The sequence below is a fragment of the Miniphocaeibacter sp. genome (genome assembly GCF_049276255.1).
Taxonomy (GTDB): domain Bacteria; phylum Bacillota; class Clostridia; order Tissierellales; family Peptoniphilaceae; genus Miniphocaeibacter.
In genome coordinates this window covers 1-19,355 of the sequence record NZ_JBASWB010000065.1, presented here as the reverse complement: position 1 = coordinate 19,355, position 19,355 = coordinate 1, and the positions used below count along the sequence as shown (strand labels likewise).

Annotated in this window: 19 protein-coding genes; 8 read left to right on the top strand and 11 right to left on the bottom strand. The window is 29.2% G+C overall.

The features are described 5' to 3' along the window. Window positions 1-202: 202 nt before the first annotated feature. The 4 genes from brnQ to metF form a co-directional block, all read right to left on the bottom strand. Window positions 203-1,552, bottom strand: coding sequence for a branched-chain amino acid transport system II carrier protein (gene brnQ / locus WAO56_RS09045; protein WP_422142784.1), 1,350 nt, complete (start codon window positions 1,550-1,552; stop codon window positions 203-205). A gap of 212 nt (window positions 1,553-1,764) precedes the next feature. After that, window positions 1,765-4,176 (bottom strand): homocysteine S-methyltransferase family protein, encoded by a 2,412-nt coding sequence (locus WAO56_RS09040; protein ID WP_422142783.1) that lies wholly within the window; start codon window positions 4,174-4,176, stop codon window positions 1,765-1,767. Between the two features lie 8 nt (window positions 4,177-4,184). Beyond that, window positions 4,185-4,802 carry a hypothetical protein gene (locus WAO56_RS09035; RefSeq protein WP_422142782.1) on the bottom strand — a complete coding sequence of 206 codons (618 nt, stop codon included), beginning with the start codon at window positions 4,800-4,802 and terminating at the stop codon, window positions 4,185-4,187. After that, the gene (metF, locus tag WAO56_RS09030; protein ID WP_422142781.1) at window positions 4,802-5,671 is read right to left on the bottom strand and encodes a methylenetetrahydrofolate reductase [NAD(P)H]; all 870 of its coding nucleotides are present in this window, start codon (window positions 5,669-5,671) and stop codon (window positions 4,802-4,804) included. Before metF ends, WAO56_RS09035 begins: the two co-directional genes overlap by 1 nt. A 185-nt stretch (window positions 5,672-5,856) precedes the next feature. On the opposite strand from metF, the gene WAO56_RS09025 reads away from it, so the two are divergent. The 6 genes from WAO56_RS09025 to WAO56_RS09000 all read left to right on the top strand — a co-directional run bounded on the left by WAO56_RS09025 (window position 5,857) and on the right by WAO56_RS09000 (window position 9,135). Further along, on the top strand, window positions 5,857-6,255 hold the full coding sequence (locus tag WAO56_RS09025) for a DUF4430 domain-containing protein (RefSeq protein WP_422142780.1): 399 nt from the start codon (window positions 5,857-5,859) through the stop codon (window positions 6,253-6,255). Next, entirely contained in the window at window positions 6,248-6,748 is a 501-nt protein-coding gene (locus WAO56_RS09020; protein ID WP_422142779.1) for an ECF transporter S component, read from the top strand. The genes WAO56_RS09025 and WAO56_RS09020 overlap by 8 nt, the downstream gene beginning before the upstream one ends. 192 nt (window positions 6,749-6,940) lie before the next feature. Further along, entirely contained in the window at window positions 6,941-7,387 is a 447-nt protein-coding gene (locus WAO56_RS09015) for an Hsp20/alpha crystallin family protein (protein WP_422142778.1), read from the top strand. 132 nt (window positions 7,388-7,519) lie between these two features. Further along, window positions 7,520-7,654, top strand: coding sequence for a CD1871A family CXXC motif-containing protein (locus WAO56_RS09010; protein WP_422142777.1), 135 nt, complete (start codon window positions 7,520-7,522; stop codon window positions 7,652-7,654). Continuing rightward, window positions 7,647-8,501, top strand: coding sequence for a 4Fe-4S binding protein (locus WAO56_RS09005; RefSeq protein WP_422142776.1), 855 nt, complete (start codon window positions 7,647-7,649; stop codon window positions 8,499-8,501). Before WAO56_RS09010 ends, WAO56_RS09005 begins: the two co-directional genes overlap by 8 nt. Next, window positions 8,482-9,135: a TlpA family protein disulfide reductase gene (locus WAO56_RS09000; RefSeq protein ID WP_422142775.1), complete on the top strand. Its 654-nt coding sequence runs from the start codon at window positions 8,482-8,484 to the stop codon at window positions 9,133-9,135. Before WAO56_RS09005 ends, WAO56_RS09000 begins: the two co-directional genes overlap by 20 nt. A gap of 315 nt (window positions 9,136-9,450) precedes the next feature. On the opposite strand, the gene WAO56_RS08995 is transcribed toward WAO56_RS09000, so the two are convergent. From WAO56_RS08995 to deoC, 7 genes are all read right to left on the bottom strand, one after another. Then, window positions 9,451-10,779 (bottom strand): pyrimidine-nucleoside phosphorylase, encoded by a 1,329-nt coding sequence (locus tag WAO56_RS08995; RefSeq protein WP_422142774.1) that lies wholly within the window; start codon window positions 10,777-10,779, stop codon window positions 9,451-9,453. Between the two features lie 30 nt (window positions 10,780-10,809). Further along, complete coding sequence (locus WAO56_RS08990; protein ID WP_422142773.1) at window positions 10,810-11,643, bottom strand: purine-nucleoside phosphorylase; 834 nt, start codon at window positions 11,641-11,643, stop codon at window positions 10,810-10,812. A gap of 27 nt (window positions 11,644-11,670) precedes the next feature. Continuing rightward, entirely contained in the window at window positions 11,671-12,624 is a 954-nt protein-coding gene (locus WAO56_RS08985) for an ABC transporter permease (protein WP_422142772.1), read from the bottom strand. Then, window positions 12,621-13,751 carry an ABC transporter permease gene (locus WAO56_RS08980; RefSeq protein WP_422142771.1) on the bottom strand — a complete coding sequence of 377 codons (1,131 nt, stop codon included), beginning with the start codon at window positions 13,749-13,751 and terminating at the stop codon, window positions 12,621-12,623. Before WAO56_RS08980 ends, WAO56_RS08985 begins: the two co-directional genes overlap by 4 nt. Further along, window positions 13,744-15,255 (bottom strand): ABC transporter ATP-binding protein, encoded by a 1,512-nt coding sequence (locus WAO56_RS08975; protein WP_422142785.1) that lies wholly within the window; start codon window positions 15,253-15,255, stop codon window positions 13,744-13,746. The genes WAO56_RS08980 and WAO56_RS08975 overlap by 8 nt, the downstream gene beginning before the upstream one ends. Window positions 15,256-15,303: 48 nt before the next feature. Then, window positions 15,304-16,410 carry a BMP family lipoprotein gene (locus WAO56_RS08970; RefSeq protein ID WP_422142770.1) on the bottom strand — a complete coding sequence of 369 codons (1,107 nt, stop codon included), beginning with the start codon at window positions 16,408-16,410 and terminating at the stop codon, window positions 15,304-15,306. 122 nt (window positions 16,411-16,532) lie between these two features. Then, the gene (gene deoC / locus WAO56_RS08965) at window positions 16,533-17,198 is read right to left on the bottom strand and encodes a deoxyribose-phosphate aldolase (RefSeq protein WP_422142769.1); all 666 of its coding nucleotides are present in this window, start codon (window positions 17,196-17,198) and stop codon (window positions 16,533-16,535) included. Between the two features lie 160 nt (window positions 17,199-17,358). Between deoC and WAO56_RS08960 the strand changes: the two genes are divergently transcribed. Both WAO56_RS08960 and WAO56_RS08955 read left to right on the top strand, forming a co-directional pair. Then, window positions 17,359-18,141: a DeoR/GlpR family DNA-binding transcription regulator gene (locus WAO56_RS08960; protein WP_422142768.1), complete on the top strand. Its 783-nt coding sequence runs from the start codon at window positions 17,359-17,361 to the stop codon at window positions 18,139-18,141. A 14-nt stretch (window positions 18,142-18,155) separates the two neighbouring features. Continuing rightward, window positions 18,156-19,334, top strand: coding sequence for a phosphopentomutase (locus WAO56_RS08955; RefSeq protein WP_422142767.1), 1,179 nt, complete (start codon window positions 18,156-18,158; stop codon window positions 19,332-19,334). The last annotated feature ends 21 nt before the right edge of the window (window positions 19,335-19,355 follow it).

Sequence of the window (19,355 nt, the reverse complement as noted above, 5' to 3'; positions counted from 1 at the left end):
GGATTATGTTATGTTTTCATAAGTTTAAGTTTAAAGGTTTTGAAAATGAAATAGCGGCTCAAGCTTCTTAGCTTGAACCGCAAATATTATTATTTTCTTCATCAACACTATTTGACAAAGAGCCTATAAAAAAACCAGAGCAAAATATCCGCTCTGGTAAAAATCCAACTTTTTGGGGTCACCTTATATTAATTCTCTATAGCTATTTCTTATTTATTTTTTCCCTATTGGTTTTAAAGTAGACCATACCAATAGTTAACCCTAACATAGACGGTACTATCCAACCAAATCCATCTTCAAAGAAAGGTAAAATATTAGACGCAATTTTTAAAACTTTTTCAAAAATATAATTATCTCCAATAGATTTAGCTACTGTATTTAATGCATCAAATAAACTAGCAAAGGCTGTAAAGATTATAGTAATTATATATACTTTTTTATTGTTTCTAAACAATGGTGATAAAAAAATCAAGGCTATTAAAACTATTGCTATTGGATATAGGAAATTTAATACCGGTAGGGATAATTTTATTATTGAATTTAAACCTACATTTGAAACAACAAAACTTATTAATGTAACTAAGCAAATAAATTTAAAATAACTAATTTTAGGATACATTTTATGAAACATTTCTGAACAGGCTGTTATTAAACCAACGGCTGTTTTTAAACATGCAACAATTACTATAATCGCAAGTAAAATTTCTCCAAAAAATCCAAAATAGTATTTGGAAATTTGATTTAAAGCTATTCCCCCATTTTCAGATAAGTTAAGTTTTCCTAAACTGGAAGCTCCCATATAAACTAATGAACCATATATAATAGACATTAGTATCATAGTTACTATGCCGGATTTTAAAGTGTATTTTGCAATTTCTTTAGGCTCCTTTACTCCCAATTCCTTTATACTATTTATTACTATTATAGAAAACGCTAAAGAAGCTAGAACATCCATTGTATTATAGCCTCCAATAAAACCTTCCCTGAAAGCTCCTGTAATAAATTTACTTTGGATTTCAGCATTGGAAATATTTCCCATTGGATTTATAAAGGATATAATTATTAATGAAGATAAAAGTAATAAGAACATAGGATTTAATACTTTCCCAACCCAAACCATTATTTTCGAAGGTTTTAGTGACAGTAAAAATGCCAATATATAAAAAATAAAGGTAAAAATCAATAAAAATAATTTTATTTTATCTTCTCCAATAAATGATTTTAATCCTACTTCAAAAGAAACTGTTCCAAGTCTAGGTAATGCAAAAAACGGTCCAATTGTTAAATATAATCCTATAGTGAAAAAATATCCGAATTTTTTATTTATTCCTGTAGTCATTTCAAACAAGCTACTATTTTCAGATATCCCCATTGCCATTGTTCCTAATAGAGGAAGCCCTACAGCTGTAATTAAAAAACCAATCATAGTTTGAAGCATATTTGCTCCTGCATTTTGTCCTAAATTTACAGGAAAAATCAAATTCCCTGCTCCAAAAAATAATCCAAAAAGCATAGATCCAATTGTTATATAATCTTTAATTTTATTTTTCATAATTCCTCCAAACTATATAAGTATACTACAATTGATTTTTTAAAAAAACTTATTTTTTATTTCTAATATAGTTGAAAAACATTAATAAATTAATAATTAAATATAATTAGCTACAAGATAATATAAAAAAACCAGAGCAATAAATCAGCTCTGGAAAAAGTCCAACTTTCTAGGGTCACCTTATCTTTCTTCCCTGTAAATATTTTTTTGTTTTATATTAAACTTTCTGCATACCTTACAGACTCCATTGCATCTTTTCCATAGAAATCTGCATTTATCATTTTTGCATATTCCGGAGTTAATACTGCTCCTCCTACCATAACCTTACAATAAGGTGCCTCTTTTCTTAATAGCTCTATGGTTTCTTCCATTGCCGGAACAGTTGTTGTCATTAAGGCACTAAGACCAACAAGTTTCACCTTGTTTTTTACTACTGTTTCAACAATTATTTCAGGTGAAACATCTCTACCTAAATCAATAATGTTAAATCCATAATTTTCTAGTAAGACTTTAACTATATTTTTCCCTATGTCGTGAATATCGCCTTTAACTGTTGCTAGGACAATACTATATTTTTTCTCTTCCCTTTGTCCTGCTTTTTCTAAATATACTTTTATATTTTCAAAAGCTTCTTTTGCTGCCTCTGCACTCATTAATAATTGTGGTAAATAAAGGGTTTTATTTTCAAAGCCAATACCTACAATATCCAATGCCGGAACTATTTCCTCATTAATTATTTCCAAAGGCTTTTTTTCTTCCAATAGTCTTTTGGAAATTATATTCGCTTCTTCTTTTAACCCTTTTATAATTGCATCTTGTAAGCCTACTTTAGCCTGTACCTTCTTAGATTTTTCATTTTTATTAATTACTTTACTATCTATTTCTAAATTTGATGCAAAGTCTATATAATCTTTACATTGTGGGTCATAGTTTGACAAAGCATTAAAAGCATAGTAGGTTTTCATCATTTCAATAGAATTAGGGTTCATAATTGCAGCATCTAACCCCTTTTCTAAAGCCATTGCAAAAAAAGTTCCATTTATTAAATCCCTATTTGGAAGTCCAAAGGAAATATTAGAAACTCCTAGACTTGTAATTCCATTAAATTCCTTTTTTACTCTTTCCAGCGTTCCCAGCGTTACTAAAGCAGAACTAGTATCTGCACTTATAGTCATTGCTAAAGTATCAATTATAATATCTTTTTTATCTATTCCAAATTTTTCTGCATAGGAATATATATTTTCTACTATTTTTATTCTACCTTCTACATTATCCGGAATACCATTTTCATCTAAGGTTAAGGCAACAACAAGTCCACCATATTTTGCTATAAGAGGAAAAATTGCATCCATACTTTCTTTTTTACCATTTACAGAATTTACCATAGGTTTTCCATTATAAATTCTCATGGCTTTTTCTAAGGCTTGGTAATTTGATGTGTCTATTTGTAAGGGTAAATCCGTTATAGCCTGTAATTCTCTAATTGAATCTACCATCATTTCAACTTCATCAATTTCAGGTAGCCCAACATTTACATCTAGTGCTTTTACACCTAATTCTTCCTGCTTTACTGCTTCATTTAAAATATAGTTAATATCATGGTTTCTTAAAGCTTCTTTAAACTTCTTTTTCCCTGTAGGGTTTATTCTCTCTCCTATTAATACGGGCTTTTTACCAAATTCCACTCCATGGGTATAGGATGAAATAAAAGAATTGTTTTTCTTAACTATTTCAACTGGTTTTAAGTCCTTAGTTTTTTCCACAAGCTTTTTAATATATTCCGGTGTAGTTCCACAACAACCACCAATAATCCTAGCACCATTTTTTACTATTTCCACCATAATGTCGGAAAATTCCTCAGCATCTACATCATAAACAGTCCTTCCATTTTCACTACGAGGTAGACCTGCATTAGGATTTACAATTATTGGTAATGACGAATATTCCTTAAATATTTTTACAATATCCACCATTTGAGCTGGACCAAGACTACAATTCATTCCAATAGCATCTACCCTTAAACCTTCTAATAAGGAAATCATAGCTATAGGATCTGCCCCTGTCATTAAAGTTTTATTTTCATCATATACATTTGTAACAAAAACCGGTAAATTGGAGTTTTCCTTAGCGGCTAAAACTGCAGCCTTAGTTTCATAACTATCATTCATAGTTTCAATAACTATTAAATCGACATTGTTTTTTACTCCTAAATCTACAATTTCCTTAAAAACATTAACTGCTTCCTCAAAGTCCAATTCTCCCATAGGCTTTAACAGTTTTCCAGTTGGACCAATATCAAGGGCAATATAGTGTTCAACATTTTTATTACTTGTTAATTCAAAAGCCTTTCTTACATTTTTTACAGCTGCATTTATAATTTCCTCTAAAGAGTAGTTATTATTTTCCCCTGTAAATTTAAAGGAATTTGCACCAAAGGTATTTGTTAAAATTATATTTGAACCAGCATCTAAATATCCCTTATGCATATCAATAATTTTACTTGGATTTGTTAAATTCCATACTTCCGGTAGTTCTCCGGGTTTTAATCCCATTTCTTGTAAGACTGAGCCCTGTGCTCCATCAAAATACAAGAGTCCTTTTTTCATCTTATCTAATATATTCATAAAATCTCCTATTTATAAACTCCAATAATTGCTGATACAGATTTTAATGGTGTCATTAATAAACTATCATTTAAAACAACACCTATCTTTTTAGTTACTTCTAAATTATTAAAAATATCAACTTGTAAACCTAAATCTAAATCTCCGTAGCCGGGGCTAAACCTTGTTTTTAATTTATTTCCCTTTTCATCTTCAAGTTCAGCTATATAATTATTAAAGTAATCACAGTAATCTTCAATAATAGCAGAACCAATACCTTGAAATGCCAAAGCCTTAACCGGAGATAGGTTGGTATATTTTTTAATTTTTCTATCTATTCCAAATCCAATTGTAGAAACAAAAACATAAATCTCCTTACAGTTTTCTAAATTTTTATATAGATTAGTAGAATTTGTCTTTACAAAACCCAAATCTATTTCATAATTGTTATTTAATTTTAAATCATATTTTCTATAGCAAGTTTTAAAAACCAAATCATTTTTTACTTCATCAAATGACTCATCTACTATTTTTAATACTTCACTAGTTACCTTAGATTTTTTTTGACCCATATAATATATCATGCTATCTTTATTTAAATTAAAGTCACCAAGTTCTGCCTTGTGTATATAAATTATATCCTTCATTAATTATTTACAATCTCCGATAAATTATTGTTTATTCTTCTTGCGATTTCAGGCTTATTCATTGAATAAACATGAATTCCATTAACACCATTGGCATATAAATCAATAATCTGTTCAGTTGCATAGGCTATTCCTGCCTGTGCCATTGCTTTTGGATTATGTCCAAATTTATCTACTATGGTTTTAAATCTTTGAGGTAAATGAGTTCCTGAAAGTTCAGTAATTCTTTTTATTTGTTTTGGATTTGTAACCGGCATAATTCCTGCAATAACTGGAACTGTAATGCCGGCATCCCTTAATTTATATAAGAAATTATATAAAATATTATTATCAAAAAACATTTGTGTTATAAAAAATTCACACCCCATATTAACCTTGTTCTTTAAAGTTTCAATATCATCAATTAAATGTTCCGACTCTACATGGCCTTCTGGATAACATGCCCCACCTATGCAAAAATCACCAAAACTATTAATATCCTCCATTAAATCACTAGCATAATTATAATCTCTACTGCGAAACTTTTCCATATCTTCAGGCAAATCCCCTCTTAAAGCAAGAATATTTTCAATATTATTATTTCTTAGCTTCTTCAATTGATTTTTAATTGTTTCCTTATTTGAAGTAACACAAGTTAAATGTGCTAATGCAGTAACATTAAAGGATTTCTGAATATTAGAAGCAATATCAACAGTATAATCACTAGTTCCTCCACTAGCTCCATAAGTAACACTAATAAAACCAGGATTTAATTTTGCTATTTCCTCTGTTGCAACCTTTACAGAGTCTATACCTGCACTGGTTTTAGGAGGAAAAACCTCGTAGGAAATAACCTGTTTACCTGATTTAAACAAATCTATTATTTTCATAAATACCCCCAGTAATTTTATTAAAATTCATTTACTTTATGTTATCATAGTGTTTTGTTATAAACAATTACTATTAATTTATGGTTAGATATAGTTATTAACTATAGTTAGTAATGTGAATTTTATAATTTTTATATCATATTCTTTCTGTTATAATAAAATCAATATATAAATTAGGAGGCATTATGAAAAAACTTAAATTTTTATTAATATCAATAATTTTAATCTTTTCTCTAGTAGCTTGTTCTACTAAAACCAATACTCTAAAAGAAACAAGTAATCCAACTGAAAGTAATACTATTACAGTAAATATTATTTTAAAAGAGGATACAAAAGAATTTGCTAATGAAGAAATTAAAACTACAGCAGGCAATAATTTGCTTTCCTTACTAAAAGATAACTTTGAAATAGTTGAATCAGATGGATTTATTACCTCTATTAACGGTAGAGAACAAGATGAAAACGAAGGAAAATATTGGACTTATACAATAAACGATGAATATGCTACTACTGGAGCAAGTGATTGTATACTAAAAAATAAAGACAGTGTTGTTTTCTCTTTAGCTAAATTTGAAAATGAGTAGTAGAAAATTAACCTTTCTTTCATTATTATCAGCTGCAACTATTGCCGGAAGAATCTTCTTTCAATTTTTACCGAATATACAGCCGGTAACAAGTATTATTATTTTTACTGCAATATACTTTTCCTTTATTGATGCTATCTTACTAAATATATTAGTAATATTTATTTCTAATTTATATTTAGGCTTTGGAATTTGGACTATTTATCAAATAGTTTCTTATGGCATAATTATTTTAATAGCAAGTATATTAAAGAATTTTAAAAAATTTAAAACAAGTATTTTATTACAATCCATTTATTGCCTTTTTTCAGGTTTCATATTTGGATTTGTTTATTCCCTTTTAATTTCGTCTATGTTTGCTAGCTTAAAGAGCTACTGGGTATATTTACTTGCTGATATACCTTTTAATCTACTTCATGGCATAGGAAATTTTGTAATTTATTTAATTATTGTCCCTATACTATTAAATATTACAAAAAAATATTTCAACTAAACAGCTATTTAATTAATAACTATATTACTTTGATTTACTTAAATAGAGTGAAATTTAAAAATTTTACTCTATTTTTTAATAATATTTTATTAGCCCTTGACTTTCTTTGACTATTGATGTATGATAAAGATGTAAAGGGATAGCACTTAATATGGTGTAGTGCTAAGTTGAACTTTTAAAGGAGTGATTATTATGTTAAACAAAATTACACCTAGAAGATATACCGGATTAAGAAATCAATTTGATGACTTTTACGACTTAATGGATCAATTCTTTAATGAAGGTACTTTACCAACTAGATTTAACAATGAACCTTTATTTAAAGTAGATATTCAAGACTTAGAAGATGAATACCTAGTAGAAGCAGACTTACCAGGTTATGACAAAAAAGAGATTAATATTAGACTTGATGACGGAAAATTAACTATTTCAGTAAATAAAGATGAAGAAGTAGATAAATCCGATGAAAAGAAAAACTATATTCACAAGGAAAGAAAAACTTCTTCTATGAGCAGATCAATGTATTTTGATAATATAGATGAAGAAAATCTTAAAGCAAAATTAGACAATGGAGTTTTAAAAATAGAAATTCCTAAACGTAAAAACAATAATAAATCTAAGGAAATAGAAATAGATTAATATCCATAATAAATGGAATCTAATCCTCCCAGAAGGCTTTTTAAAGCCTTCTTTTTTTATTGTATTTTTAAAACATATTTAAAAAATACTTCTTTTCTGATAATATAAATTATTAAGGAGATAAGTATAAAAATGAAAAAATATATTAATATTTCCATCTTACTAATAGGTATGCTCTTTATAATAATAGGTATAGGTCAAAATGATTATCATGACACATTAATGAAAGCAATTTATATTTGTTTGGAGTGTATTGGCATTGGATAAATTAAAATTACCTACTAAAAGAAAAATATTTCAGCTTTTTACTGCCCTATTATATAATTCTGATTTAGTTAATTTTACAAATCAAACTATTAATCAAAGTAAAACAAAGGGAATATGTGTTCCTGGACTTAATTGTTATTCCTGTCCTGGAGCAATAGCTGCATGTCCTTTAGGTAGTTTACAATTTGCTATTGCACAAATCCCAAATAAATTCCCTTTTTACATAGTAGGAACATTACTAATATTCGGTGGACTTTTTGGTAGACTTATTTGTGGATTTTTATGTCCTTTTGGTCTTATACAAGAATTATTATATAAAATACCTACACCTAAAATTAAAAAAAATAGAATTACTAGAAAATTATCCTATTTAAAATATATATTATTAATAGTATTTATTTTTATTTTACCTATAGTTCTTTTATCGCCGGCATTTTGTAAATACATATGTCCTGCCGGTACTTTAGAAGCAGGAATTCCTTTAGTAATATTTGGAAATCAATTTGATAATATAGTTGGAAAATTATTTAATTGGAAATTTTTCTTATTATTGTTTATAATAATTCTAGTTGTCTTTGTTTACAGAGGCTTTTGTAAATTTATATGCCCTTTAGGTGCAATTTATTCTTTTTTCAATAAATATTCAATATTTGGAATTACAGTTAATGAAAAAAAATGTATTAACTGTAATAAATGTATAAATGTATGTAAAATGGATGTGAAGAAGGTAAATGATCACGAGTGTATTAATTGTGGTGATTGTATAAGTTCTTGTCCTACCAATGCAATCCATTGGAAAAAGAGAAAGATCAAAGGAGAAAGAGAAATTGAAAAAAATAAAACTTAGTTTTTTACTTATTGTATCATTATTTATAATAACTTCGTGTTCAGAAAACGAAACAAGTTCAAGTAATAGTTCAAGTGAACCTACTGATACTTCTCAAAATATTACAGATATTACTACAGAAGCAGAAGAAACTAAACCTACAGTTGATCCAAATGCTGAAGGTTTTGATATCGGCAATTTAGCACCTGACTTTGAAATAGAATTACTTACAGGAGAAACCGTTAAATTATCTGACTTTAGAGATAAGGCTGTAATTTTAAATTTTTGGGCAACTTGGTGTGGTCCTTGTAAAAGAGAAATGCCTGACTTACAAAAAATTCAAGATGACTATCCTGAAGAAGTTGTAGTTCTTGGAATATCCGTTGGAGAAGAAAAACAATTAGTTGAAGAATTTGTAGATAACAATAATTACACCTTTAATATAGCAGCCGATGAATTGGCAAAAACAGGTTACCCTATTTTAGCATTTCCAACTACCTTCTTTTTAGATAAAAACGGTAGGATTATTGACTCTGTTATGGCTATGAAAGATTACGATTATTTTGAAGAAAAAATTAAAGAAGCCTTGAATACAGACATCGAGGAAGAAGAAACTACAGATGTAACAGAAGCTACATCTGTTCAAGAAAATTAAAAGATTATATAATTTATAGTGTTGATGAAAATGAATACATTGGCACTATTTTTTATTGTAAAAAATAATAAGCAATAATTTATATAAGAATAATATGTAGACTAGATTTACCAAATTATGATAAAGAGCCGTTAAAATTATGCATATTTTCACAATCTAGTTTAATGTATTTGAAAATAAAATAGCGGTCCAAGCTTCCTAACTCAAACCGCAAGTAATTTTTCTTCAGTAACGCTATTAAAAACAATTATTATTTAGTCGTAAAAATTCTATAATTAAAAGTTAACTTATATTCATTTATACTGTAAAAAATCTCTAAGAGTACATTCTATATACTCTATCTTTTGTAATTCTTGCATATATATGATTTTTTACTTTTATATCTCTATCTTCTATTCTAAATGCCTCTAACATTGATTTCTTAACGTCTTTTAAACTATCTTCTTTTGAAGTATATAATTCTGCTAAAATATCTCCTTTATTTACCTTATCACCTATTTTTTTCTTTAGGACTATCCCTGCACTATAATCAATATCGTCACCTTTTTTTGTTCTTCCTGCCCCTAAACTTACTGAAGCTAATCCACAAGATTCAGCATCTATATATGTTATAATTCCACTTCTATCAGAGATTAAATTAGCGACTATAGGAGATTTTTCAAATAATGAAAAATCATTTAAAACAGATATATCTCCTCCCTGTGCCTCAACCATATCACAAAGTTTATTAAAAGCATGGCCATTTTCTAGTACATTTTTAGCTAGTATTCTGCATTCATCTAACGTTCCTTTTTTTGCTAAAACTAACATATTAGCAGCTAACTCTAAAGAAACTTCTGTTAAATCCTTTGGTCCACACCCTTTCAAAGTATTTACTACCTCCATTATCTCTAATGAGTTACCAATAGCAAAACCTAAGGGAGTATCCATATCAGTAATTAGGGCCAAAGTATCTCTACCAGTATTTACCCCTATATTAACCATTTCTTTGGCCAATTCTATGGAATCATCCAACGTTTTCATAAAGGCACCACTACCTGTTTTTACATCCAGTAAAATAGCGTCAGAACCTGCAGCTATTTTTTTACTCATAATAGATGAAGCTATTAAAGGTATACTGTCTACAGTTGCAGTAACATCTCTTAAAGCATATAATTTTTTATCTGCTGGAGCAATATTTCCCGTTTGTCCTATTATTGAAATTCCTATACTATTCACTATTGAAAAAAATTCTTCAGTATCTAGGGAAGTTTTCAGACCTGGTATGGATTCCATTTTGTCTATTGTTCCTCCAGTGTGCCCAAGTCCTCTACCACTCATCTTTGCCACAGGAACATTACATGCTGCAACAATTGGTCCTATTATTAAGCTGGTCTTATCCCCGACTCCCCCTGTACTATGTTTGTCAACTTTTATTCCTCCTATAGAAGATAAGTCTATCATATCTCCAGAACTAGCCATTGCCATAGTAAGCTTTGCAGTTTCCCTTTCATTCATTCCTTTAAAATAAATAGCCATTAATAAAGCTGATATTTGATAATCTTCAATTTCATCATTTGTGTAACCATTTATTATAAAATCTAGCTCATCATCCGTTAATTCATTACCGTTTCTTTTCTTTAAAATTAGATCATACATTCTCATAGTAAGCACATCCTAATCCACTCAAATATTTTAAATATTTTGTCCTATTTTTATTATTGACTCTCTAACAAGTCTTTTAAATATAGGGGCAACTCTTTTAGCTGTTTCTGCTACTTCTTCATGACTAAGTGGATTTTCAGATATTCCTGCTGCCATGTTGGTTATACACGATATTCCACATATTTTCATTCCCATATGTCTTGCTGCCATAGCTTCACATGCTGTACTCATTCCAACTGTATCAGCTCCTAACTTTGCACACATTTTTATCTCTGTAGGAGTTTCATAACTTGGTCCTGTGTATTGTAAATATATTCCTTTTCTAATATTGATATTGTTTTCTAAGGCAGTATTTTCAATAATTTTAATTATTTCTCTATTATATATTTCAGACATATCAGGAAATCTTGTACCTAGTTCTTCAATATTTTCACCAAGCAGTGGTGATGGTATAAAGAAACTTATATGATCTTCTATAATCATAAAATCACCAACATTAAATTCTTTATTTACTCCTCCACAGGCATTTGTTAAAAATAATACTTCTGCTCCCATTTTCTTCATTAGTCTAATTGGTAATACAACATCTGACATCTCATATCCTTCATAATAATGGACCCTACCTTGCATAATAACTATTGGTAAATTATCAATATATCCAAATACAAATCTTCCCTCATGACCTGCTACAGTTGATAATGGAAATCCTTCAACTTCATCATAATTTATAATTGTCTTTATATCTATAGTCTCTGCAAAATCTCCTAGACCAGACCCTAAAACCAATGCCAATTTTGGTTCAAAAGGAATTTTATCCTTTATACTTGCAAAACTTCTTTCTAATTTCTCATATACTTTATTCATAATTTCTCCTTTGTTTATTTGTTTTTATTATCTTAAAGACTTATCGTATATTTTTCCTAAAGCCTTTGGTGATTGAGATTTCTTTGATGTAAAAGCCAATACTATTAAGGTTGCAATAAAAGGTATCATCTTATAAATCGTGTTGCTAATTGGCAATTCACGTAAAATAGCAATACCTGAATAAGTTGCAGATAATGTCTTCATCAGTCCAAAAAATAATGCTGCTACAAAAATTCTTTTTGGTCTCCATTGTCCAAAGATTAGAACTGCCATAGCAAGGAATCCATATCCTGAAACTGAAGCATTAAAGCTTGTAGAAGTTGGTATTATAAATACTAAACCACCTATTGCTGCTAGTATTCCAGAAATAACAACTCCTGCATACCTCATTTTATATACATTTATTCCCATAGAGTCTGCAGCTTGTGGATGCTCTCCACAACTTGTAAGCCTTAAACCAAATTTTGTATTATATAAAACTATTATTGATATTATTAAAATAGCCAAACCTAAATACGTTGTAAAATATGTATTTTGAAAAAACATAGGCCCAATTATAGGTATTTTCCCTAGTAAAGGTATGGATTTAATGTGGAATTGATTTTTAAAAGGTATCTGTTGTACAGTGTTTACAGTTCTTGCGACATAGGTAGCAAATGCTACTGCAAACATATTAATAGCAGTTCCACTAATAACCTGATCGGCTTTTAAATTTATTGATGCAAAAGCGTGTAATAATCCAACTAACATCCCTGTTAAAGATGCAATTATTATTGCAAGTATCAACACAGGTTGTCCGGGAATCTTGTCTTGAAATCTGTTTATAAACAATATTCCTGCAAATGCTCCTAAAATCATAGTTCCTTCTAGTCCAATATTGATTATTCCACTTCTTTCACTAAACATGCCTCCTAAAGCTACTATTAAAAGTGGTATAGAAAAAAACATCATCTGTTGTACTATAAAATAAATAGTATTCACTGTTTTACCTCCTTTTTCTTCAAGCTATTTTTATTATAAATATCTTTGTCATCACTACTAAATTTTTTAGTTAAAAACAACTTTACCAATAATGAAAATGCACTAAAATATATAATTATAGCAATTATAATATCTATTACCTCTGGTGAAAAATTATGTAACTGCATCATAAATCCACCAACTTTTAAATAGGATATTAATAAGCCTGAAAATATTATTCCTATAGGATTATTCATTCCTAAAAGTGCCACAGGTATACCTTGAAAACCTTCTGGAGCTAAAACATCTACAACTTCAATTCCCTTTCCAGTTCCTGCTAAATATAGAAAAGCTCCGCCAATTCCTGCCAATGCTCCTGAAATCATCATTGAAAGTACAATATTTCTATTTTCATTAATTCCAGCATATTGTGAAGCATATTTATTAAGTCCACATGCTTTTAATTCAAAACCAAAGGTAGTTTTATTTAAAAGGATATAAAGTAAAATCGCTATTAAAATACATAAAAATATTCCAATAGTTACACTAGAAGCTGAATTTCCAGTATTAAATATTTTATCTAGACCAAATTGCGGCAATGTTGCCGTATCAGCAATTCTTTGACTTTGATTTTTTAACGAATCAAATATATATTCTTTAACTAGAAAATTTACTAAATACATACCTATATAATTCATCATAATACATGAAATAACTTCATTAACATTTGCTTTTGCTTTTAAAATACCAGGAACAAATCCCCAAATAGCTCCAAAGACCATTGCTGCAATCAAACATAATGGCAAATGTATATACCCTGGTAAATTTGTAATTTTAATTCCTATAAAGACTGCTGCAAAAGCTCCAATAATAAATTGTCCTGATGCTCCAATATTAAATAGTCCTGTTTTTTTACCAAAACCTACAGAAAGTCCTGTCATTATTAATGGAGTGGCATAGTATAATACCTGCCCAATATTTTTCATATCCGATAATCCACCAATTAAGATCGTAAAAAACCCTTTAAAGGCATGACTTGGATTACTTATTAACAAAATGATTAATCCTACAATTAACCCTACTAAAATAGCAAACAATGAAGAAAAGAAACTTATAAATCCTTTTTTGCTAACTAAATTTTTAACCATAATTTTCTCCTCTCTTTGCACCTGACATAAATAATCCCAGTTCTTGATATGTTACTGATTTAGGTTCTACATCAGCTACTAATTCTCCTTCATACATAACTAAAATTCTATCGCTTACGTTCATAACTTCATCTAATTCTAATGAAACTAATAAAATAGCTTTCCCTTTATCTCTTTCCTCTACTAATTGCCTATGTACCTGTTCTATAGCTCCAACATCAAGACCTCTTGTTGGCTGTACAGCTATTAAAAGATCTGGATTACTAATTATTTCTCTAGCAATAACTGCTTTTTGTTGGTTACCGCCACTCATTGTCCTAACTATAGTATGACTACCTTGACTTGATCTAATATCAAATTTATTAATCATTTCATCAGCATGTTTATAAATTTCATCATAATTTAAAAAACCAAATTTTTGATAGGCATCTTCAAAATAACTATGAAGTACTAAATTATAAGCTAAATTATAATCTAAGACTAAGCCAAACTTATGTCTGTCTTCTGGAATGTGTGCCATTCCTTCTAAGAATCTATTTCTAACAGATAAATTGGTTATGTCCTTATTGTTTAATTTTATTTCTCCAGACTTTACTTTTTCTAAACCTGACAAAGCATAAACCAACTCACTTTGACCATTTCCGTCAATACCTGCGATACAAACTATTTCTCCAGCTCTTATTTTAAAAGAAATGTTTTTTAATTTTTCCTTACCGCCAAATTTATCTTCCATGGAAATATTCTCAACACTTAATATAACCTCGCCAGGGTTGGATACTTCCTTATCTACTTTTAACTTTACTTCATGGCCTACCATCATTTCAGATAGTTCTTCCTTACTTACATCTGAAACCTCTACTGTTCCAATATACTTACCTTTTCTTAAAACCGTACAAGAATCAGCTACTTTTTTTATCTCATCTAGTTTATGAGTAATAAATAATATAGATTTTCCTTCGTTTGCAAGATTTTTCATTATCTTTAATAATTCTTCAATTTCTTGAGGAGTTAAAACTGCTGTAGGCTCATCAAAAATTAATATTTCATTATCTCTATATAACATTTTTAAAATTTCTACCCTTTGTTGCATACCTACAGTAATATCCCTTACCAAAGCATCAGGATCCACTTCTAGTTTATATTTCTCAGATAATTCAATTACCTTTTTTCTTGCTTTATCTAAGGATAAAAATCCTTTATGTATAGGTTCATCTCCTAAAACTATATTTTGTAATACAGTAAAATTATCCACTAACATAAAATGCTGATGAACCATTCCTATAGCTAGCTTATTTGCATCATTAGGTCCATTTATTTTAATTATTTTACCATTCTTTTTTATTTCCCCTTTCTCCGGTGTATAAAGTCCAAATAAAACATTCATCAAAGTTGATTTACCCGCTCCATTTTCTCCTAGTAGAGCATGAATTTCTCCCTTTTTTAGTTGTAAAGTAATATTATCATTAGCAATAATCCCAGGGAATATTTTTGTAATATTACACATTTCAATTACATAACTCAAAACCTCAACCTCCTTGCTATCTATACTTTTTTATTTAACTTCTGTAATCTTGATATTTTCCAACTTTAAATCTTGAATACTCTTGTTTATATCATTATCTACTTCAATACTACCATTAGCTAACTTCTCATATATATTTTTATAATCTTCCATATTAAATTTTTCAAATCTGGAAGTTTCCATAGGAAGTTCAATTCCGTTATTTTCAGCACCATAAATTTGTGTAGTTCCACCTTTAAATTCATTATTATAGTAACTGCTTATACTATCATAGACAGAAACTTTTATTCCCTTGGCTGCTGAAGTAATTACTGTATCTGATTCACTACTCTGATCTACATCTACTCCTATTACCTTTGAGTCTGATTGTTCTGCTGCAGCCATAACACTATTTCCTACAGGTCCACCACATGAAAATATAGCTTTTACCCCATAGTTATACCAAGAAGCAGCCATAGCTTGTGCCTCTGGTGATGCTTGGAAGGCTCCAGTGTAATAATAACTAACTTCTACATTTTTTACTCCAAGTTCTTTTGCAGCATAATCAATACCTTGAACAAATCCGTATCCAAATCTAACAACGGCTGGTACTGCTTTACCTCCCATAAAACCTAAATTATCCATTCCTTCTACTACAGAAGCATATCCTGCTAAAAATCCAGCTTGTTCTTCTGCATAACTTATTGTTACTGTATTATCATTAGTCCTGTATTCACTTCCTGATGGATTATGTGGTTTACCATCTACTAGAATAAAATGTACATCTGGGTAGGTGTCCTGAGCCATATAAATTGGCACTTCATAAGCAAATCCTGAAGCAATAACTACTTTAGCACCTGCCTTAATCGCTAAATCTATTGCTGCTAAACAAGCATCATCACTTTCTTCTGAAGGTTTATAATATTTATATGTAATATTATTCTCCTCTGCATATTGAACAACACCCTCCCATGAACCCTGGTTAAAAGATTTGTCATCAATATCTCCCATTCCGGTAATTAAAGCTATTTCTCCACCACTAGAGAGATTGTCTGTCGACTCTTTTTCGTTATTATCATCTTTTACATTACTACTACATCCAACTAATATAATGGAAATAATTAAAATATAACTTAGAAATTTTATTATTCTCTTCATAAATACCTCCTTGCAAATATTCTCCATTGTATAAGTAAACAAACAAGGAATCCTTTTCCTATGTTTTAAACTTAATAAAACTTAAATATTAATTAACACTCCAAGTTTTATCTTTTATATTATTAATAATTACCTGTTTGTTCTCCATTTAATATTTTCAATGCAGAACTTGTTCCCAATCGTTCACAACCTGCTTCTAAATACGCTACCATATCATCTCTTGTTTTAATTCCACCAGCAGCTTTTATTTTTACATTTGGACCAATATACTTTTTAAATAATATAATATCTTCCATTGTAGCTCCTGCTGTTCCAAATCCAGTAGAAGTTTTAATATAATCAGCTCCACCATCTGTAACACATTTACACAGTTGAATTTTTTCATTTTCTTCTAAATAGCATGTTTCAATAATTACTTTTAATATTTTACTACCTACAGCTTCTTTCATCTTAGTAATTTCATATGTAATTTTATCGTAATTTCTATTCTTCACATCTCCTATATTAATAACCATATCCAATTCATCAGCGCCTTTTGATACAGCATCTTTTGCTGAAAAAACTTTTGTTTCCAAGTTATCGTATCCCAGTGGAAATCCCAATACAGTACATATAGAAATATCGTTTCCATAATCTTTAAAAGCTTTTTCCACATATGATGGTGGGATACAAGCACTAGCCATATTATAATCCCTAGTTTCTTCACATATCTTTTTTATTTGTTCCCAAGTTGAAACAGCTTTTAATAAAGTGTGATCAACATGAGCTAAAATTTCTTTATTATCCATTCTTTCCTCCTAATAATCTTTTGTTATGTTTACATCTTAACATTATTATGTTACTATGTCAACATTTTCTGTTCTTTCGTTTACATATTGTTATTAAGATGTTATTATAGTAAATAGATAGAAGAATATTTATTTTTACTAAACTATGAAAGGAAATAATATGAGCAAAAAAGAAGAAAGATTAACAGCTTTTATAGATACTTTAAAAATTAAAAATTATATTTCCATTCGAGATTTAGCAAATATTTTAAATGTATCTGAAATGACAATAAGACGTGATTTGAAAATCTTAGAGAGTCAAAATATAGTAAAGAATATAGACGGAGTTATTATTTATGATCCAATAGACTCTTCCTTAAATGAAGAAGCCCAATATGATTTAAATTCTGAATTAGATAAACAATTTAAGCAAAAGTCCAATATAGGAAAATATGCCGCATCTTTAATAGAAGATGGAGATATAATAATGATTGACACAGGAACAACTACTCAGCATATTATCTCAAATATTAATCCAAGTATTAATATTACTGCTTTAAGTTATAATATTAACATCTTAACTGAGCTAAGAAAAAATCCAAATATAAAAATATTATTTGCAGGTGGATATTACTATCCTAACACCCAAATGTTCGCTAGTGTGCAAGGAGTAAAATTCATTGAAGGTATAAGGGCTACAAAAGCCTTTCTTTCAGCTGCTGGTGTTCATGAAGAATTAGGCTTAACGTGTAGAAACTCCTATGAAGTTGCAACTAAAAAAGCTGTAATAAATAGCTCTATAAAAAGAATCTTACTTATTGACTCTACTAAACTTGGAGTTATTAGATCAGAATATTTTTGCGATCTTGATGATATTGATGAAATAGTTACAGATTCTAAAATTTCAGAAAAATGGAAGAACTTATTAAAAGAAAAACAAATAAAATTACACATATGTAATTAGTAACGGAGGAAAATATGTTTAATAGAATACATGTATTGGTAATGGATTCCGTCGGTATTGGCGAAGCACCTGATGCTGCTAATTTTCAAGATGAAGGCTCCAATACCCTTGGAAATATTTCTAAAACCTTAGATTTAAAAATCCCTAATCTTGAAAAAATGGGAATAGGTGGAATATCACCACTAAATAATATTAAAAACATCATTCCGCAAAAATGCTATGCTGGAAAATTAACTGAAATTTCATCAGGTAAAGATACAATGACTGGACATTGGGAATTAATGGGATTACTAACCTCAGTACCTTTTCCTACATATCCAAATGGATTTAGTGAAGAATTGATAAATATGATTTCTAATTATTCAAAACGTTCAATCTTATGTAATAAACCATACAGTGGAACTAAGGTCTTAGATGACTATGGCAAAGAACAATTGGAAACAGGCGCTTTAATAGTATATACATCAGCAGATCCTGTATTACAAATAGCAGCCCATGAAGATATAATCCCCTTAGAAGAACTTTATGATATTTGTCAATATACAAGATCAATAACATTAGAAGAGCCTAACTTAATAGGAAGGATAATAGCTAGACCTTATGTTGGAACTCCTGGTAATTTCGTAAGAACTTCTAATAGGCATGATTACGCCGTTTCTCCCCATGGCAAAACTGTGCTGGATTCTCTCAAAGAAAACGGATTTGATGTATACGCTATAGGAAAAATAAATGATATTTTCAATGGGCAAGGAATTACTAATACCAATCCTACTACAAGTAATATGGACGGAGTAGATAAGCTCATTGAAACATTGAAAATAAACTTTACAGGAATTAGCTTTACAAATTTAGTAGATTTTGATTCAATGTATGGTCATCGTAGAAATCCCGAAGAATATGCAAAAGCACTTGAGGAGTTTGACTCTCGACTACCTGAAATTATAAGAAATCTAAATAATGATGATCTTTTTATAATAACCGCTGACCATGGTAACGACCCTACATTTAAAGGAACAGATCACACAAGAGAATATGTCCCTTTCTTAGCTTATTCTCCTAAATTTAATAATGGTGGATTTTTACCAGTGGGAAATTTTTCTGATATTGCAACAATTATTTCCAACAATTTTAAATTAAACGACAAGTTTACAAATTATGAAAATATTACTTATAATTATTTATTTTCAAGTTAGTAAAACAAAAAATCAGCTGTT

What these genes read in the sequence shown, in the direction of transcription:
- WAO56_RS08975 (WP_422142785.1), bottom strand. Translation starts at nt 15,255, where the DNA reads ATGTGTAATATTACAAAAATATTCCCTGGGATTATTGCTAATGATAAT.
- WAO56_RS09035 (WP_422142782.1), bottom strand. Translation starts at nt 4,802, where the DNA reads ATGAAGGATATAATTTATATACACAAGGCAGAACTTGGTGACTTTAAT.
- deoC (WP_422142769.1), bottom strand. Translation starts at nt 17,198, where the DNA reads ATGGATAATAAAGAAATTTTAGCTCATGTTGATCACACTTTATTAAAA.
- WAO56_RS08955 (WP_422142767.1), top strand. Translation starts at nt 18,156, where the DNA reads ATGTTTAATAGAATACATGTATTGGTAATGGATTCCGTCGGTATTGGC.
- WAO56_RS08960 (WP_422142768.1), top strand. Translation starts at nt 17,359, where the DNA reads ATGAGCAAAAAAGAAGAAAGATTAACAGCTTTTATAGATACTTTAAAA.
- WAO56_RS08995 (WP_422142774.1), bottom strand. Translation starts at nt 10,779, where the DNA reads ATGAGAATGTATGATCTAATTTTAAAGAAAAGAAACGGTAATGAATTA.
- WAO56_RS08990 (WP_422142773.1), bottom strand. Translation starts at nt 11,643, where the DNA reads ATGAATAAAGTATATGAGAAATTAGAAAGAAGTTTTGCAAGTATAAAG.
- WAO56_RS09015 (WP_422142778.1), top strand. Translation starts at nt 6,941, where the DNA reads ATGTTAAACAAAATTACACCTAGAAGATATACCGGATTAAGAAATCAA.
- WAO56_RS08970 (WP_422142770.1), bottom strand. Translation starts at nt 16,410, where the DNA reads ATGAAGAGAATAATAAAATTTCTAAGTTATATTTTAATTATTTCCATT.
- WAO56_RS09020 (WP_422142779.1), top strand. Translation starts at nt 6,248, where the DNA reads ATGAGTAGTAGAAAATTAACCTTTCTTTCATTATTATCAGCTGCAACT.
- WAO56_RS08980 (WP_422142771.1), bottom strand. Translation starts at nt 13,751, where the DNA reads ATGGTTAAAAATTTAGTTAGCAAAAAAGGATTTATAAGTTTCTTTTCT.
- metF (WP_422142781.1), bottom strand. Translation starts at nt 5,671, where the DNA reads ATGAAAATAATAGATTTGTTTAAATCAGGTAAACAGGTTATTTCCTAC.
- WAO56_RS09025 (WP_422142780.1), top strand. Translation starts at nt 5,857, where the DNA reads ATGAAAAAACTTAAATTTTTATTAATATCAATAATTTTAATCTTTTCT.
- WAO56_RS09040 (WP_422142783.1), bottom strand. Translation starts at nt 4,176, where the DNA reads ATGAATATATTAGATAAGATGAAAAAAGGACTCTTGTATTTTGATGGA.
- brnQ (WP_422142784.1), bottom strand. Translation starts at nt 1,552, where the DNA reads ATGAAAAATAAAATTAAAGATTATATAACAATTGGATCTATGCTTTTT.
- WAO56_RS09010 (WP_422142777.1), top strand. Translation starts at nt 7,520, where the DNA reads ATGAAAAAATATATTAATATTTCCATCTTACTAATAGGTATGCTCTTT.